The organism is Paraburkholderia fungorum, assembly GCF_900099835.1.
Lineage (GTDB): Bacteria > Pseudomonadota > Gammaproteobacteria > Burkholderiales > Burkholderiaceae > Paraburkholderia > Paraburkholderia fungorum_A.
The window spans coordinates 2969273-2985613 of record NZ_FNKP01000001.1; the positions used below are offsets into that span (position 1 = coordinate 2969273).

The following is a 16341-nucleotide window of genomic DNA, read 5'->3' on the forward strand; positions in this document are numbered from 1 at the left end:
CTTCAGTCGATTCGGGGGCGAATCAGGGTTGGGCGAGCGCAATGAAGCGCTCGAAATAATCAGGAAACGTCTTGCCGACGCACTTCGGATCGTTGATCCGCACCGGCACGCCGCCCAGGCTCACGAGCGAGAAGCACATCGCCATGCGGTGGTCGTCGTAGGTATCGATCGACGCGTTCGGAATCAGCTTTTCAGGCGGCTCGATGACGAGGTAGTCCTCGCCTTCCTGCACCTTCGCGCCGACCTTGCGCAGCTCGGTGGCCATCGCGGCCAGCCGGTCGGTTTCCTTCACGCGCCAGCTCGCGATATTGCGCAGCGTGGTGGCGCCGTCCGCGAACAGCGCCGCGACCGCAATGGTCATGGCCGCGTCGGGGATCAGGTTAAAGTCCATATCGATCGGATTGAGCTTGCCATTATCGTTGCCGACGCCGCGCACTTCGATCCAGTCGTCGCCCATCTGCAGATTCGCGCCCATCCTGATCAGCGCATCGGCGAAACCGACGTCGCCCTGGATGCTCGCGCGGCCCACGCCTTCCACTTTCAACGGACCGCCGCCCAGCACGCCGGCCGCGAGGAAATACGACGCGGACGACGCGTCGCCTTCAACCATGATCGTGCCCGGCGACTGATAACGCTGCCCCGACGGCACGATGAACTGATGCCAGCCGTTCCGCTGCACCTCGATGCCGAAGCGTGCCATCAGCTTGATCGTGATCTCGATGTACGGCTTCGAAATCAGTTCACCGTCCACCTGCACGGTACTCACGCCGCTTTCGGTGCGCAGCAGCGGCAGCGTCATCAGCAGCGAGGTCAGGAACTGGCTCGACACGTCGCCGCGCACGCGGATCGGTGCATCGGCGGCAATTTGCGCGGGGCGAATCCGCAGCGGCGGATAGCCTTCGTTCTCTTCGTAGTCGACCTTCGCGCCGATCTGACGCAAGCCGTCGACCAGATCGCCGATCGGCCGCTCGTGCATGCGCGGCACGCCGTGAATCCGGTAGTTGCCGCCATTCACTGCCAGCGCAGCCGTCAGCGGACGTACCGCCGTGCCCGCATTGCCGAGGAACAGATCGGCCGAGCGCGCCGTGAACGCGCCGCGCGTGCCTGTCACGACACAGGTGTCGCCATCACGCTTCAGACGTACGCCGAGCTTTTCGAGCGCGTCGAGCATCACGCGGGTGTCGTCGGAATCGAGCAGGTTCGTGATCGTGGTCTCGCCTTCGGCAAGCGCTGCGAGCAGCAACACCCGGTTCGAAATGCTCTTCGAGCCAGGCAGTCGAACCGTGCCGGACGCACGAGAAAATGGTCCGAGATCGAGGAATTCCATGATTGAGTCCAGTTTCCGGTTATTTCGATGCGTCGCTCTGGGCGACGCTGGCTGCGCGTTGTTCCTGCCACTCGGTGCGCGCGACCCGTGAGCGCACGAACACGGCTTCGAGCGCGGCGCCGTCGGCGGATTCGATTGCCGTGCGCAAACGTGCGAGCACGGCCGTGTAGGCGTCCAACTCGTCGAGCAGCGCCGCGCGATTCGCGACGCACACGTCACGCCACATTTCCGGGCTCGACGCGGCGATCCGCGTGAAGTCGCGGAAACCGCCTGCCGCGAACGAGAATTTCAGCGCGGCGTCGGGCGAATTGAGAATCTGCTCGACCAGCGCAAACGACAGAACGTGCGGCAAATGACTGACCGACGCGAACACGCGGTCGTGCTGCTCAGGCGTCATTTCGCGGACCAGCGCGCCGGTTGCGCGCCACATGGCCGCGACGCGCTCGACCGCTTGCGGCGAGTTCTCGGCTAACGGGCACAACACGACATTGCGGCCGACGTACAAATCGGGCAGCGCGGCATTGACCCCACTCGACTCCCGACCCGCAATCGGATGCCCCGGTACGAACTGACCGATCCGCGCGCCGAGCGCTGCACGCGCGGCGGCGACCACGTCCGACTTCGTGCTGCCCGCATCGGTGACGATCGTGCCGGCGTCGAGAAACGGCGCGATGCGTTCGAGCAGCGGCTGCGTCTGCGCGACCGGAGCCGCGAGCAATACGAAATCGGCGCCGGACAGCGCGTCGCGCAACGCGGCATCGTCATTCAACGCCGCTGCGCCGTCGATCACGCCCAACTCCAGCGCCCGCTCGCTCGAAGCCGACGAGCGCCCCACACCGATCACGGTGCGCTCGCCGTCAGCCTCGCCGCGCTCGCGCAATGCGCGCGCAAGCGATCCGCCGATCAGGCCGACACCAAAAATCACCAGCTTGTTAAAAGAAAACGCGGCCACGTCGATCACACAAAAGGCGCGCAAGTCGTGCCGACAAGCGCGCGGGTCAAGGATTACCGCTTACGCGGTAGCGAGCGTCTTTTCGAGCGCCGCGAGGAATGCTGCGTTTTCTTCCGGCAGGCCGATCGTGATGCGCAGCCATTGCGACAACCCGTAATTGCCGACCGGACGCACGATCACCCCCTGCTTCAACAACGCCAGATTCACGCGATTGCCGGCCGCATCGTCGTTGCCGACACGCACCAGCACGAAGTTGCCATCCGACGGCACGTATTCGAGGCCGAGCTTGTCGAATGCGTCAGTCAACAGCCGATAGCCTTGCGCGTTAAGCGACGCACTCTTCTCGAGGAACGCCTTGTCGTTCAACGCGGCGATTGCAGCCGCCTGTGCCAGCGTGTTCACGTTGAACGGTTGACGCAGGCGGTTCAGCAGATCGGTCAGTTCAGTTTGCGCGATTGCAAAGCCGACGCGCAGACCAGCCAGCCCAAACGCCTTCGAGAACGTGCGCGACACCAGCAGATTCGGATAACGGCGCACCCACGCAATCGAGTCGTAGCGCTTTTCTTCCGGCAGATATTCGGTGTACGCCTCGTCGAGCACCACGACGACGTGAAGCGGCACCTTGTCGAGAAACGCCTCGAGCTTTGCGCCTTCGATAAACGTGCCAGTCGGGTTATTCGGATTCGCGACGAAAACGAGGCGAGTGTCGTCGGTGATTGCGGCAAGTATTGCGTCGAGGTCGTGACCATACTTGACGGCCGGCACGACGATCGCGCGGGCGCCAACGCCTTGCGTGGCGAGCGCGTAGACCGCGAACGAATACTGCGAAAAGACGATCGACTGACCCTTTTCCACGAACGCATGCGCAGCGATTTCGAGAATGTCGTTGCTGCCGTTGCCCAGCGTGACCCACTCGGCCGGCACGTCGTAGCGCTCGCTCAGCGCGGCCTTCAACTCGAAACCATTCGAGTCCGGGTAGCGGCCGAGTTCGCTGGCGGCCTGCACCATCGCGTTTTTCGCCGACTCGGGCATGCCGAGCGGATTTTCGTTCGACGCCAGCTTCACGATGGTCGCTTCGTCCAGACCGAACTCGCGGGCCACTTCCGAAATCGGCTTGCCGGCGATGTAAGGCGCGATCGCGCGCACGTAAGAAGGACCGAAAGACGCTGTCATGAATATCTCCGAACGACTATGAATTAATGATTGTGCGGCTGGGCGGCGTGTTGTCGCCCGAATGCTGTTGTTTGCGACGCGCCTGTGCGCGCCGCCTGTTCCGTGGCTTGCCCGGCGATTACCGGGCGCGCGGATACGACCCGAGTATCTTCAGGAACGCAGCTTTTTCGCCGAGTTCGACGAGGGCGGCCGACACGGCTGGATCGTCGCGATGACCTTCGACGTCGATATAGAAGTAGTACTCCCACGTGCCGACGCGGGCCGGACGCGACTCGAAACGCGTCATCGACACGCTGTGGCGCGCGAGCGGCTCCAGAAATTTCACCATTGCACCCGGCTCGTTCACTACCGACACGATCAGCGAAGTCTGGTCATAACCGCTGGCGCCAGACGGCTGCTTGCCGATCATCACGAAGCGCGTACGGTTATGCGGATCGTCCTGAATCAGCGCGTTCACCACTTGCAGACCATAGTGGGTCGCCGCGCGATCGCCGGCGATTGCCGCAACCGTCGGATCTTCCGCGGCCATGCGCGCGGCCTCGGCATTGCTCGACACCGCTTGCCGCTCCAGATGCGGCGCGTTCGTCGACAACCACCGCTGACACTGCGCCAGCGCCTGCGCATGCGCGCACACGCGCTTCACGCCAATGAGATTGCCGCTCAGCGTCAACAGATTGTGGTGAATCGGCAAAGCCAGTTCGCCGCCGATCGTGAGCTGCGTTTGCAGCAGCAGATCGAGCGTGCGCGACACCGCGCCTTCGGTCGAATTCTCGACCGGCACGACGCCGAATTCGGCAGCGCCCGCCTCGACCGAACGAAACACTTCGTCGATCGACGGGCACGGCAAGCCTTCGATCGACTGACCGAAGTACTCGTGCATCGCCTGCTCGCTATACGTGCCGACCGGCCCGAGATACGCGGCCTTGATGGTCTTTTCGAGCGCGCGGCTCGCCGCCATGATCTCGCGCCAGATCGCGCTGATGTGCTCGCTCGCGAGCGGCCCTTCGCTCATGTCCTGCAGACGCGCGATCACCTGCTGTTCGCGCTCCGGCCGGAACACCGGCGCGTTGAAATGCTTCTTGACCTCGCCCACTTCGAGCGCCACCGCGGCGCGCTGGTTGAGGAGCGCGATCAATTGCGCGTCGAGCGCGTCGATGCGCTCGCGCAGAGGTTTGAGTCGGGTATTAAGTTCGTCGTCCATGCGTGAAAACGGCCCTGCCGGTAGCTGCTGCACAAATGCGTGCTGGAAAGGATACGCACACCTGCCAGTCAATCTGACTCAGGCGTTACGCTGTTCGAATTCCTTCATGTATTCGACAAGCGCTTTGACGCCTTCGAGCGGGACGGCGTTATAAATCGACGCCCGCATGCCGCCGACGGACTTGTGGCCCTTTAGCTGCACCATTCCCCGGGCTTTCGCGCCGGCCAGGAAATCATCGTTGCGCGACTCATCCGCGAGGAAGAACGGTACGTTCATTCGCGAGCGCGAGCCACGCTCGACCTTGTTCAGATAGAAGCTGCTCGAATCGATCACGTCGTACAGCAGCTTCGACTTCTCGATATTCAACGCTTCCATCGCGGCAAGGCCGCCCTGCTTTTTCAACCACTTGAACACGAGCCCGGCGATGTAAATCGCATAGGTGGGCGGCGTGTTGTACATCGAATTATTCTCGGCGACGGTCTTCCATTCGAACGCCGACGGACAGATCGACTGCGCGCGATCGAGCAGATCTTCGCGCACGATCACCACCGTCACGCCGGGCATGCCGATATTTTTCTGCGCACCGCCGAACAGCACGCCGTATTTGGCGATGTCCATCGGGCGCGACAGGATGTGCGACGACGCATCTGCAACCAGCGGAATGTCGCCGAGGTCGGGAATCTCGAAGGTCTCGACGCCGTGAATGGTCTCGTTTGTGCACAGATGCACATAAGCCGGATCGTCCGACAGATTCCACTCCGCGCGCGTGGGCGCACGCGTGAAACCGTCCGCCGTCTGACCGCTCGCGGCCAGGTGCGCGGCGCCGTACTTCTGCGCTTCCTTGAACGACTTCTGCGACCACGAACCGGTGACGACGAAATCTGCACGCGGGTTGGCGCCGAGCAGATTCATCGGCACGATTGCGTTTTCGGCCAGACCGCCGCCTTGCAGGAACAGAATGCGGTGGCTCGCCGGCACGTCGAGCAACTCACGCAGATTGGTCAGCGCTTCCTCGTGAATCGACATGAATTCTTTGCCGCGATGGCTCATTTCCATCACGCTCATGCCACTGCCCTGCCAATCGAGCATCTCGTCGGCCGCCTGACGCAGCACTTCTTCAGGCATGGCGGCCGGACCGGGAGAGAAATTAAAGACGCGCATCGTGAAGTCCTGGAAGCAGGCGCGAAACAAGAAAGATCGCGCAAAAGTCGGCGAAGGTGGCAACCGGGAAGGTCACCACGATGAAGCAGGCCATGTGAATCTGACGACGCGGGTTCGTGAGCGCGGATATTCAGAAACGGATTTGCTGCAGCGTTTTTCCGTGTTTCCGCAAATTTCGCGTCGAAAAAGAAAATGGCCGTCTGCGCGTGTGCGCAAACAGCCATTATCGCATTGTCATCGCCAACCCGCCAAACCCGGCGCGCCGTACAACCTGTCTGGCACGCCCTTCAAATAGCGGTCTGCGCGATGTCAGCGCAGCCTTTCGACCTGGTGCTTACTTAGCCGGCTTGACCGCGGCGACTTCCTTGTCTGCCTGGTCACGCGTAGCCTTGATCGATTGCGGCATGTACTTTTGCATCAAGCCGTTCACGACGTCGCGGCCAACCTGGTCTTGAACCTGGATGAACTTGCGGCCGGTCGGGCTCTTGTAGAACGCCGTCAGATCCTTGATTTCCGACGTGCTGTAGTACTTCGCGTATGCGTCGTACTGAGCTTGCATCGCGTCCTGACGGAAACCGTCGGTTGCGAACACTTGACCTGCGCCGTCAACCAGCTTCGGCACGGCGTTCTTTTGCAGAGCCGGGACGGAAGCCTGCTTCTGCTTGTCCGTCATCGACTTGTTTTCGCTCAACGCGTCAGACAGGATGGCCGGAACCAGTTGCTTGGCTTGCATTTGCGCGCTGTTGCCGATTGCGCCAACCAGCTTCTGTGCGTCGATTGCGTCCAGCAGGTCCTTGATAGCAGCCTGCTTGGCCGGATCAACCGGTGCTGCAGCAGCAGCCGGAGCCGCCGGAGCCGGGCTTTGCAGAGCTTGAGCCATAGCGAAGGTCGGCACGAGGGCAGCCAGCAACATCAGCTGTTTGAATCGTTTTTGCATCATTACTCCCTGAGAGAAATTAACTTGAACTGCGCGCTGCGCAGGAGATGCGCGGGACCTATGCAGATCCGGCGCGCCAATGTTCCTGCGCAGCTTAGCTTTCAACCATTAACTGAGACTGAAACTGCCGACGCGATCAGGCTGCGCCACCGTCTTCACCGCCGCTACCGCCTTCGGCAGGACCTTCGGCGTCGCCTTCCACATCACCCTCTGCTTCCGCCTCAGCAACCTGTTGCAGACCGGAAAGCTTGGTCCCTTCGTCAAGGCTGATGAGTGTAACACCTTGGGTTGCGCGGCCCATTTCCCGAATTTCCGACACACGCGTACGGATCAGCACGCCGGTATTGGTGATCAGCATGATCTGCGCTTCCTGATCGACCAGCGTGGCGGCGACGACCTTGCCGTTGCGCTCCGAGGTCTGGATGGCGATCATGCCCTTCGTACCGCGCCCGTGACGGGTGTACTCGATGATCGGCGTACGCTTGCCAAACCCGTTTTCGGTAGCCGTGAGCACCGACTGCTGCTCGTCGCCGGCCACCAGCAACGCGATCACGCTCTGCCCGTCTTCGAGCTGCATGCCACGCACACCGCGTGCCTCACGGCCCATCGGACGCACGTCGTTCTCGTCGAAGCGAACCGCCTTGCCGGAATCGGAGAACAGCATGACGTCGTGCTGACCGTCGGTGATCGCTGCGCCGATCAGGTAATCGCCGTCATCCAGACCGACCGCAATAATACCTTTGCGCAACACGCGGCCAAAGGCTTCTAGCGGCGTCTTTTTTACCGTTCCTAACGCGGTGCCCATGAAGACGAATTTGTCGGCCGAAAACTCCTTGACCGGCAAGACAACCGTAATCTTTTCGCCTTCCTGCAACGGGAAGATATTGATGATCGGACGGCCCCGCGAGTTCCGCGAACCTTGCGGAACTTCATAGACCTTCACGCTATAAACTCGACCGCGATTCGAGAAGCACAGAATGTGATCGTGCGTGTTCGCGATGAACAGCGTGTCGATCCAGTCGTCTTCCTTCATCGCCGTGGCCTGCTTGCCGCGCCCACCGCGCTTCTGCGCGCTGTATTCGGACAACGGTTGCGACTTCACGTAACCCGCGTGCGACATGGTCACGACCATTTCCTGCGGCGTGATCAGGTCTTCGGTATTCAGTTCGGTAGCGTTCAGCTCGATCTTCGAGCGGCGCGCGTCGCCGAATTCGGCTTTGATCGACGTAAGTTCGTCGACGATGATGGCCGTGATGCGTTCCGGGCGAGCCAGAATGTCCAGCAGGTCGGCGATCTGCGCCATCACTTCGCGGTACTCGCCGATGATCTTGTCCTGCTCCAGACCGGTCAGGCGTTGCAGACGCATCTGCAGAATTTCCTGAGCCTGGGTGTCGGACAAACGGTAGAGACCGTCGGTCTGCATACCGAACGACGGGTTCAGACCGTCAGGACGATAGGCTTCGCGACCGCCGGCCGACGCGTTATCCGTCTCGGCGCGCGACAACATTTCGCGCACCAGCGACGAATCCCACGGACGCGCCATCAATTCCTGCTTGGCGATAGGCGGAGTCGGCGCGGCCTTGATGATCGCGATGAACTCGTCGATATTGGCGAGCGCGACAGCCAGGCCTTCCAGTACGTGACCGCGTTCGCGCGCCTTACGCAGTTCATATACTGTGCGGCGGGTCAAAACTTCCCGGCGATGCGACAGGAAGCACGCCAGCATTTCCTTCAGGTTCAGCAGCTTCGGCTGGCCGTCGACCAGCGCGACCATGTTCATGCCGAAGGTGTCCTGAAGCTGGGTCGCCTTATACAGATTGTTGAGAACGACTTCCGGCACTTCGCCGCGCTTCAGCTCGATCACGACGCGCATACCGCTCTTGTCGGACTCGTCGCGGATGTCGGAAATGCCCTCGAGCTTCTTCTCGTTGACCAGTTCGGCGATGCGTTCCAGCAGCGAACGCTTGTTCACCTGGTACGGCAGTTCGTCGACGATGATCGACATGCGCTGACCGCGGTCGATTTCCTCGAAGTGCGTGAGGGCCCGCATCACCACGCGGCCACGGCCGGTGCGATAGCCGTCGCGCACCCCGGCCACGCCGTAGATGATGCCGGCGGTCGGGAAATCGGGCGCCGGAATGATCTCGATCAGTTCGTCGATCGTGGCTTCGGGGTTCTTCAGCAGGTGCTGGCATGCGTCGACAACCTCGTTGAGGTTGTGCGGCGGTATGTTGGTGGCCATGCCGACCGCAATACCGGACGAGCCATTGATCAGCAGATTGGGAATACGCGCGGGCAGAATGGCCGGCTCGTTTTCGCTGCCGTCGTAGTTCGGCGTGAAGTCGACCGTTTCCTTGTCGATGTCGGCGAGCAGTTCGTGGCCGATCTTCGCCATGCGGATTTCGGTGTACCGCATCGCGGCGGCATTGTCGCCGTCGACCGAACCGAAGTTGCCCTGGCCGTCCACCAGCATGTAGCGCAGCGAGAAGTTCTGCGCCATGCGGACGATGGTGTCGTAAACAGCCGTGTCGCCGTGCGGGTGATATTTACCGATGACGTCGCCGACAATACGCGCCGACTTCTTGTAAGCACGGTTCCAGTCGTTGTTCAGTTCGTGCATCGCGTATAGCACGCGCCGGTGAACCGGCTTCAGGCCATCGCGAACATCGGGAAGCGCACGCCCCACGATCACGCTCATCGCGTAATCGAGATACGAACGGCGCATTTCCTCCTCTAGGGAGATTGGCAGAGTCTCTTTGGCGAATTGATCCATTATCCGTATCTTTTACGTGCCAAGACGCGGGATTAACCGCGCCTTCGCGTAAGCATTGCAGGCGCAATACATCACGCGATTCTAACATGCCGCGAATCCGCTCCCGCCGAGGGTACGTATACCTATTAGCAGGGCAGTCACGACAGCCGCCTGGACTCACCATTTTTTACACCTTTCAGGCGCGATTCGTGCGTGGGGCAATCCGCCGCTCAGCCAAGACTGGCGGCGTCTCCGGCGCGATTGCTTCTGTTGCGCATGCACCACATTTGAAGGGTGAATTGATCGGGGGCGGATTTTTTTATCGTCGGAAGGGAACGATATGGCAAAATGCCAACGCACAAAGAGTTAGACGCTGCTCGAAGTCTACACACGACGTTTTTTGTTCTGCACCAATGTTATACTTCGAGCAATGTATGACTTGTCTTCGTCAACAGGCTCGCAGTAAACCTGCGGTAATCTCAATTTCGAGAGGAGAAATATGAATAAACTTTCAAAGCTCGCGTTCATTGCAGCTACCGCGGTTATGGCTGCATCCGCCATGGCACAGTCGGTGCCGGCGTCGCGACAAGCTACGAACGATAACTGGGTGAATGGTACCGGCGAATACGTGTGGATGAACGGCACGAACGAACTTTGCTGGCGCGATGCATTCTGGACCCCGGCAACTGCCAACGCAAAGTGCGATGGCGCGCTGGTTGCTCAGGCTCCGACCCCGCCGGCTCCGGTCGCACCTGCTGCACCGGCTATCTCCAGCGAAAAGATTACGTATCAAGCTGACACGCTGTTCGACTTCGACAAGGCAATCCTGAAGCCGGCTGGCAAGGAAAAGCTGGACGAACTGGCATCGAAGATTGGCGGCCTGAACCTGGAAGTCGTCGTCGCAACGGGTTACACGGACCGTATCGGTTCGGCAGCCTACAACGACCGTCTGTCGCTGCGTCGTGCACAAGCTGTGAAGGCATACCTGGTTAGCAAGGGCATCGAATCCAACCGTATCTATACGGAAGGTAAGGGCAAGCGCAACCCTGTCACGACTGGTTGCAACCAGAAGAACAAGAAGGCACTCATCGCCTGCCTCGCACCGGATCGTCGCGTGGAAGTCGAAGTGGTCGGTACCGCAAAGCAGTAAGCTTTCAAGTACCGCAGCCTCAAAAGCCCCGCCTTGGCGGGGCTTTTTTTATGCTTGCGCGCTAACGCGGAGCGCCAGATGACGCGAACTTCCGACTAGTACACGTATCCCCCCGCCCGCACCTGATGGACCCGGCCCGCATTTTTGCCGCCCTGGCCCTCGCCCTATATACTCAGGGTTTATCCTCGAGCGCCCGCTCACCGCTCTCATCGAGGCAGCTTCCGCCATGACCAACGCCGATCCCCACGAACTACAGAAATTCAGCAACCTCGCGCATCGCTGGTGGGACCCGAATGCCGAATTCAAACCGTTGCACGAACTCAATCCCATTCGCCTGAACTGGATCGATACCCACGCGCACATTGCAGGCAAAAAGGTGCTGGATATCGGTTGCGGCGGCGGCATCCTGTCCGAGTCGATGGCCGGTTTGGGTGCTCATGTGAAAGGAATTGACCTGTCGACCCAGGCTTTGGGAGTGGCAGATCTTCACAGCCTTGAAAGTGGTGTAACCGTCAATTACGAAGAAATCGCTGCCGAGGCGCTCGCCGCCCGCGAACCCGGCACGTACGACGTGGTTACCTGCATGGAAATGCTCGAGCACGTGCCCGAACCCGCCGCGATTGTCGAAGCGTGCAAGACGTTGGTGAAGCCCGGTGGCTGGGTGTTCTTCTCGACGTTGAACCGCAACGTGAAGTCGTACCTGTTTGCCGTGATCGGCGCGGAATACATTGCGCGGATGCTGCCCAAGGGCACGCACGACTACGCGCGCTTCATCCGCCCGTCGGAGTTGGCGAGCTTCGTGCGCGCCGCCGACCTGCGCACGGCCGAAATCAAAGGTATCGTGTACAACCCGCTCAGCAAGCACTTCACGCTGTCCGCCGACACGAGCGTGAACTACATGCTCGCCTGCCGCCGCGACGCCTGATCCGCCCCGACCCGCCTGACCCGACCAGACAATGAGCGATCCCACTCCCCTGCCCCAGCGCGAAGACACCGACAACGCCCTTGGCCTTTGCCAGGCCGTGCTTTTCGACCTCGACGGCACGTTAGCCGACACCGCGCCCGATCTCGCGGCCGCCGTCAACAAGATGCGCCATGACCGCGGACTCGACATGGTGCCGTTGGAAAACCTGCGTCCACTGGCATCGGCCGGCGCGCGTGGCCTGATCGGCGCGGCATTCGGAATTGGCCCCGACGATCACGAGTTCGCGTCGATGCGCGAGGAGTTCCTCGCCAATTACGAAGCGGATTTGTGCATCGAGACGACGCTGTTCCCCGGCATCCCCGAATTGCTCGACGATCTCGACGCGCGCGGCGTGCGCTGGGGCATCGTCACGAACAAGGTTTCGCGGCTCACCGAGCCGCTGGTGGCGCAACTCGGCCTTGAAGAGCGCGCGGGCTGCGTGGTGAGCGGCGACACGACTCCGCACCCGAAGCCGCACCCGGCGCCTCTGCTGCACGCGGCACGCGAACTTGACGTGATACCGGAGCGCATCGTCTATGTCGGCGATGATCTGCGCGACGTGCAGGCCGGGTTCGCCGCGGGCATGAAAACCATTGCGGCGGCGTACGGTTACTGCGGCGACGACATCCCGCCGACCCAGTGGCATGCACAGCATGTCGTCGATTCGCCGGTCGAATTGCTGAAGTTGCTGCGCGATATCGGTTGAAGGAAATGCGGCGCCGCGTGTCGACAGGTCAATGAGTCGGGACGCGCCCGTCAATCTATTGTAAAATCTTCTTTGGTTCAGAAATTTTGAGCAACGAACCGCGGGGGCGACCTGGTTTCGACAGGGGTTGCGAAGCGGCTAGGGCATGTCGAGGCCCCGTAACCTCGTAAATCAGCGGGAAAAACGTAACTGCAAACGACGAAACGTTCGCACTGGCAGCCTAAGGGCCGCCGTCCTCTGCCTAGTTCACTGACGGGCTAGAGTCGCAAGACCGGTAGCAATACCGACAGAGGTCATATACGTCAGTTAAGCCTTGGTGGCGTCACGACATCCGGGTCGAAAAATTAGTGAATCGCCTTAGTGCAGCGTGTTCGTCCGCGTCACTTGGGTTAAATCAAATGACAGAACTAAACATGTAGAACTAGTCGTAGAGTGCTTCTGGACGCGGGTTCGATTCCCGCCGCCTCCACCAGACATCGCACAGCACTGTGCTTTATAAAAAACCCCGATAGCTCACGCTCTCGGGGTTTTTTGTTTTGCATCTAGCGTCCAGCCTTCACGCAGTCGAGCCGCCTCACCTTACCGCCGCGCGCTCGCATCAGCAGCAACTCCCCCCGCCCCCACCAGCAACTCGTTCACCCGCGCGACCTCATTGAGATCCAGCGTCGCCGTTGCCGCCTTTAGCTGCAGCAGCGCGACAATCGCCGTGTAACGCGCCCGAATCAGATCCCGCCGATTCGAGTAAAGCGACTCAGATGCCCGCAACACGTCCGTGCTCGTCCGGCTGCCCACCTTGTAGCCCGTCTGCGTCGCGGCGAGGGTGGCGCGCGAGGTCTGCACGAGCCGCGTCAGCGACTCCACACGCGCGAGACTGTCGCGGAAACGCGCCCAGTTCTCACGCGCCGTCGCGCCCGCCACCCGGGTTGCGCCCAGCAGTTCGTCCTGTGCCTTGTCTTCGAGCGCGAGCGTTTCGTCGATGATCGCGTCCGTTTCGCCGCCCTCAAAAATCGGAATCGTCACCGACAACATCGCGCTCGACGTCGTAGTCGGACGGGAATAGCCAGCGCCCGCGCCGGCCGGCGTGTGGCTCGCCGTCACGCTGACGACCGGCAGGTGCCTGGCGCGCGCCTTCTCGACCTCAAACGCGGCAATGCGTTTATCGATCTGCTTCAACTGCACCACATAGTCATGAGCCTCAGCTTGAGCGACCCAGCTTTCCCGGTTCTCGGGGCTGATTCGCGGCATCGTTGCGGCATCCGACAAACGCGACAGCGCCACAAACGGCTGCCCCGTGATGTGTTCGAGCGAAAGCCGCCTCAACTCGAGGTCGCTACGAGCGTCCAGTTGCTGCAACTGAGCCTGTTCGCGCGCCGCCTCGGCCTCCTGCAGATCGATCACGGTCGCCTCGCCCGCCGCCTGCCTGCGATGAAGCTGGTCCAGATGCAACTCGAGCGCCGCTGTGTAGTCGTTGGCGCGCGCCTGCTCGTCTTCGGCGGCGAGTTCGTCGAAGTACGCGCGCACCGCTTGCAGAATCGCCGACTGCTCGGCACGCGCGGCCTCGACGGCACCGCGTGCGCCGACGAAGTCCGCCTGCCGGTATGCCGTCCAGAGACTCCAGTCAAACACGGGCTGCGTCAACGAGACGGTCCAGCCGTTTTGCCAGTAGCTTTCGCCGGGGAAACCTTCCGTCTTGATGTTGTTGTGCGCGCGCCCCCAGCCGCCCTCGATTCGTGGCAACAACGCCGCGCGCGCCTTCGGCAGCGCCTGCCGTGCGGCCTTCGAGCCGGCCCTGGAGGCAGCCAGATCGGCGTCGTGGTCGGCGGCCTGCTCGGCGACAGTGAGCAGGTCGACGGCAGCCGCGGCGCTCATCTGCATCGCGCAGGCCGACGCAAGCAGCAAGCCGGCAAGTGTGTGTTTATTCATTGAAAGACGCCTCCGCGAGCCTCGCAGACCAGTTCGCCGTCCACGAGGCGATAACGCGTGTCGAACGCCGCCGCGAGCGCCATGTCGTGCGTAATCACGACGACAGTTCGTTCGAGACGCTGTAGCAACGCCACGATATGGCGCACCGAAACGGGATCGAGATTTGAAGTAGGTTCATCGAGCAACAACAACTCACGCGGCTGATACAGCGCACGCGCGAGCAGCAGTCGCTGCCGTTGCCCGGCGGAAATATTCGCGATCGTGTCGCTGATGATCGTGCGCGTGCGCATCGGCAAACGCATCACGTCGGGCAACAGGCCGACGTCGTCGAGCAATGCGTGAATGCGCGCTTCGTCCGGGTTGCCGGCGAACAGCGACACGTTGTCGGCGATCGAGCCATGCAGGATCAGATCGCCCTGCCGCATATGAACAGCGTGACGGCGGATTTCGTCGACGGTGAGATTCGGCCACGCGATGCCGTTCAGCGCGATCTCGCCTTCCTGGATCGGCTCGGCGGCCGCAAGCAGTTTGAACAACGTGGACTTGCCGCTACCGGACGAGCCGGTAATCACGATCTTGTCGCCCTTGCTGATGACAAGATTCGCATTGCTGAGCACGGGCTGATCCGACACGCCATAGCGAAACGTGACGTTGCGCACGTCGATGCGCTCGAATTGCCGCACCTCGACGGTCTTGTGCGTATCGCTGGCTGGCGTGTACCGCTCGGGCTCACCGTCGACGATATCGCTCACGCGCGCGACCGGCACGCTCAGCATGAAATACTGGAACCCTGCATTGATCGATCGTGCAAAGCGCTCCGACAGCAACGACTTGTAGATCAGAAACGAATAGAACACGCCGACCGAGATCCCGCCGCCGAGCATGAGACGCGCGGCAAACCAGGTGACCACGATCGTGTCCGCGTAATTGACCAGCCCCAGGATCGCGTCGCGCGCGCTGCCGAGCCGGCTGTTATGCACGAGCGCCGCAACGTACGCGCGGTATTTCGACATGAAGATCGCGGTACGGCGGGTTTCGCCTTGGGACAGCTTGATCAGCGAAGCACCGCGGATCGTTTCGATCAGCGCGTCGTCGCAGCGCGCGGACTCTTCGAGCACGAGCGCGTGCGTGTCGCGCATCCGCGAAAACAGTGCGAACGACACGGCCACGTACAGCACGAAAATCAGCAGCGCGATCGCAGTCAGTTGCCGGCTTTGCACGAGCATCAGCGCGAGCGCGAGCAGGCCGACCGCGAGGTCGATACCGAGCATGATCACCGTGCGCGTGCCGTATGAACTGATCTCGTCCTGCGCTTTCACGCGCGCAAACAGATCGCCCACATGACGCTTCTCGAAGTATGGAATCGGATTGCGCAGCAGTTTGGTCAACAGCCCCTCGGCCATGTTCATCTGCACGAGGCCATGCAACAGTTCGACGAGGTACGTTTCAATGTACTGGCTCAGCGCCCCGACGATGAAAATGCCCGAGAACGTCAGCACGAGCACGTTCAGCAGATTCAGGTTGTCTGCGGATACGACGTCGTCGAGCACCAGATTGCCGAGATACGGCATGGCGAGAATGGCGAACTGGCTGCCGAGCGCGACGAAGATCACCTTGCCGATTTGCGCGCGCAACTGCGGATTCAGCGCGCGCAGGCGGACAAACGCGGCCGGCACGCGCGACTTGTCGCGGATGCGCGGCATCTCCGGCGTGGGCGCGCATTCGAGCAGGTAGCCGGACACGTTCGCCACGAACGTGTCCATCGAGATGCGCCGACGGCCGGTGGCCGGGTCGATCACCTGCACGTAACCACGCGAGCATTTCTCGAACACCACAAAATGCGCGCCGCCAAAGTGCAGGATCGAACCGCGCTTGATGTCCGACAGATGACCCGCATCGAAGCGGTAAGCCTGCACCGACAGACCGTGTTCGACCGCGACGTCGTACAGGTCCATCAGCGACAAACCGTTGGCCGAGACCGGCTGGAATGCCTGCAACTCGCGCACTTCGGTGGCGCGCCCAAAATGCGTCAGCACCATGGCCAGACAGGCGTAGCCGCATTCGGCCACTTCGTTTTGATAGATAGCACGCATGG

At 61.4% G+C, this 16341-nt stretch carries 13 protein-coding genes and 1 other RNA gene; 5 read left to right on the forward strand and 9 right to left on the reverse strand.

What is annotated here, in order from left to right; translation table 11 throughout:
* Positions 1–22: 22 nt before the first annotated feature.
* The 5 genes from aroA to serC form a co-directional block, all read right to left on the reverse strand.
* Positions 23–1327: a 3-phosphoshikimate 1-carboxyvinyltransferase gene (aroA, locus tag BLS41_RS13110; RefSeq protein ID WP_074765097.1), complete on the reverse strand. Its 1305-nt coding sequence runs from the start codon at positions 1325–1327 to the stop codon at positions 23–25.
* Positions 1328–1346: 19 nt separating this feature from the next.
* Positions 1347–2288: a prephenate dehydrogenase gene (locus tag BLS41_RS13115; protein ID WP_074765099.1), complete on the reverse strand. Its 942-nt coding sequence runs from the start codon at positions 2286–2288 to the stop codon at positions 1347–1349.
* Between the two features lie 51 nt (positions 2289–2339).
* Complete coding sequence (gene hisC / locus BLS41_RS13120) at positions 2340–3452, reverse strand: histidinol-phosphate transaminase (protein WP_074765101.1); 1113 nt, start codon at positions 3450–3452, stop codon at positions 2340–2342.
* A gap of 118 nt (positions 3453–3570) precedes the next feature.
* Entirely contained in the window at positions 3571–4653 is a 1083-nt protein-coding gene (gene pheA, locus BLS41_RS13125; protein WP_074765103.1) for a prephenate dehydratase, read from the reverse strand.
* Between the two features lie 78 nt (positions 4654–4731).
* Positions 4732–5814: a 3-phosphoserine/phosphohydroxythreonine transaminase gene (serC, locus tag BLS41_RS13130; RefSeq protein ID WP_074765105.1), complete on the reverse strand. Its 1083-nt coding sequence runs from the start codon at positions 5812–5814 to the stop codon at positions 4732–4734.
* Between serC and BLS41_RS13135 the strand changes: the two genes are divergently transcribed.
* Entirely contained in the window at positions 5777–6109 is a 333-nt protein-coding gene (locus tag BLS41_RS13135) for a hypothetical protein (RefSeq protein WP_143026258.1), read from the forward strand. The two genes, serC and BLS41_RS13135, sit on opposite strands and share 38 nt — an antisense overlap.
* 39 nt (positions 6110–6148) lie before the next feature.
* Here BLS41_RS13135 and BLS41_RS13140 read toward each other — a convergent pair whose 3' ends face one another.
* Together BLS41_RS13140 and gyrA are read right to left on the reverse strand one after the other, a co-directional pair.
* The gene (locus tag BLS41_RS13140; protein ID WP_074765108.1) at positions 6149–6751 is read right to left on the reverse strand and encodes a DUF2059 domain-containing protein; all 603 of its coding nucleotides are present in this window, start codon (positions 6749–6751) and stop codon (positions 6149–6151) included.
* Positions 6752–6887: 136 nt separating this feature from the next.
* A complete protein-coding gene (gyrA, locus tag BLS41_RS13145) occupies positions 6888–9524 on the reverse strand; it encodes a DNA gyrase subunit A (RefSeq protein ID WP_074765109.1) in 2637 nt (878 codons plus the stop codon).
* A 478-nt stretch (positions 9525–10002) separates the two neighbouring features.
* Between gyrA and ompA the strand changes: the two genes are divergently transcribed.
* From ompA to ssrA, 4 genes are all read left to right on the forward strand, one after another.
* Positions 10003–10653 carry an outer membrane protein OmpA gene (gene ompA / locus BLS41_RS13150; protein WP_074765111.1) on the forward strand — a complete coding sequence of 217 codons (651 nt, stop codon included), beginning with the start codon at positions 10003–10005 and terminating at the stop codon, positions 10651–10653.
* Positions 10654–10879: 226 nt separating this feature from the next.
* On the forward strand, positions 10880–11578 hold the full coding sequence (ubiG, locus tag BLS41_RS13155) for a bifunctional 2-polyprenyl-6-hydroxyphenol methylase/3-demethylubiquinol 3-O-methyltransferase UbiG (protein ID WP_074765113.1): 699 nt from the start codon (positions 10880–10882) through the stop codon (positions 11576–11578).
* Between the two features lie 31 nt (positions 11579–11609).
* Positions 11610–12323 (forward strand): phosphoglycolate phosphatase, encoded by a 714-nt coding sequence (gene gph, locus BLS41_RS13160; protein WP_074765116.1) that lies wholly within the window; start codon positions 11610–11612, stop codon positions 12321–12323.
* A 102-nt stretch (positions 12324–12425) separates the two neighbouring features.
* Positions 12426–12795, forward strand: a transfer-messenger RNA (tmRNA) gene (gene ssrA, locus BLS41_RS13165).
* A 107-nt stretch (positions 12796–12902) separates the two neighbouring features.
* Here ssrA and BLS41_RS13170 read toward each other — a convergent pair.
* Positions 12903–14246: a TolC family outer membrane protein gene (locus BLS41_RS13170; RefSeq protein ID WP_074765118.1), complete on the reverse strand. Its 1344-nt coding sequence runs from the start codon at positions 14244–14246 to the stop codon at positions 12903–12905.
* Complete coding sequence (locus BLS41_RS13175; protein ID WP_074765120.1) at positions 14243–16339, reverse strand: peptidase domain-containing ABC transporter; 2097 nt, start codon at positions 16337–16339, stop codon at positions 14243–14245. The genes BLS41_RS13170 and BLS41_RS13175 overlap by 4 nt, the downstream gene beginning before the upstream one ends.
* Positions 16340–16341 lie beyond the last annotated feature (2 nt).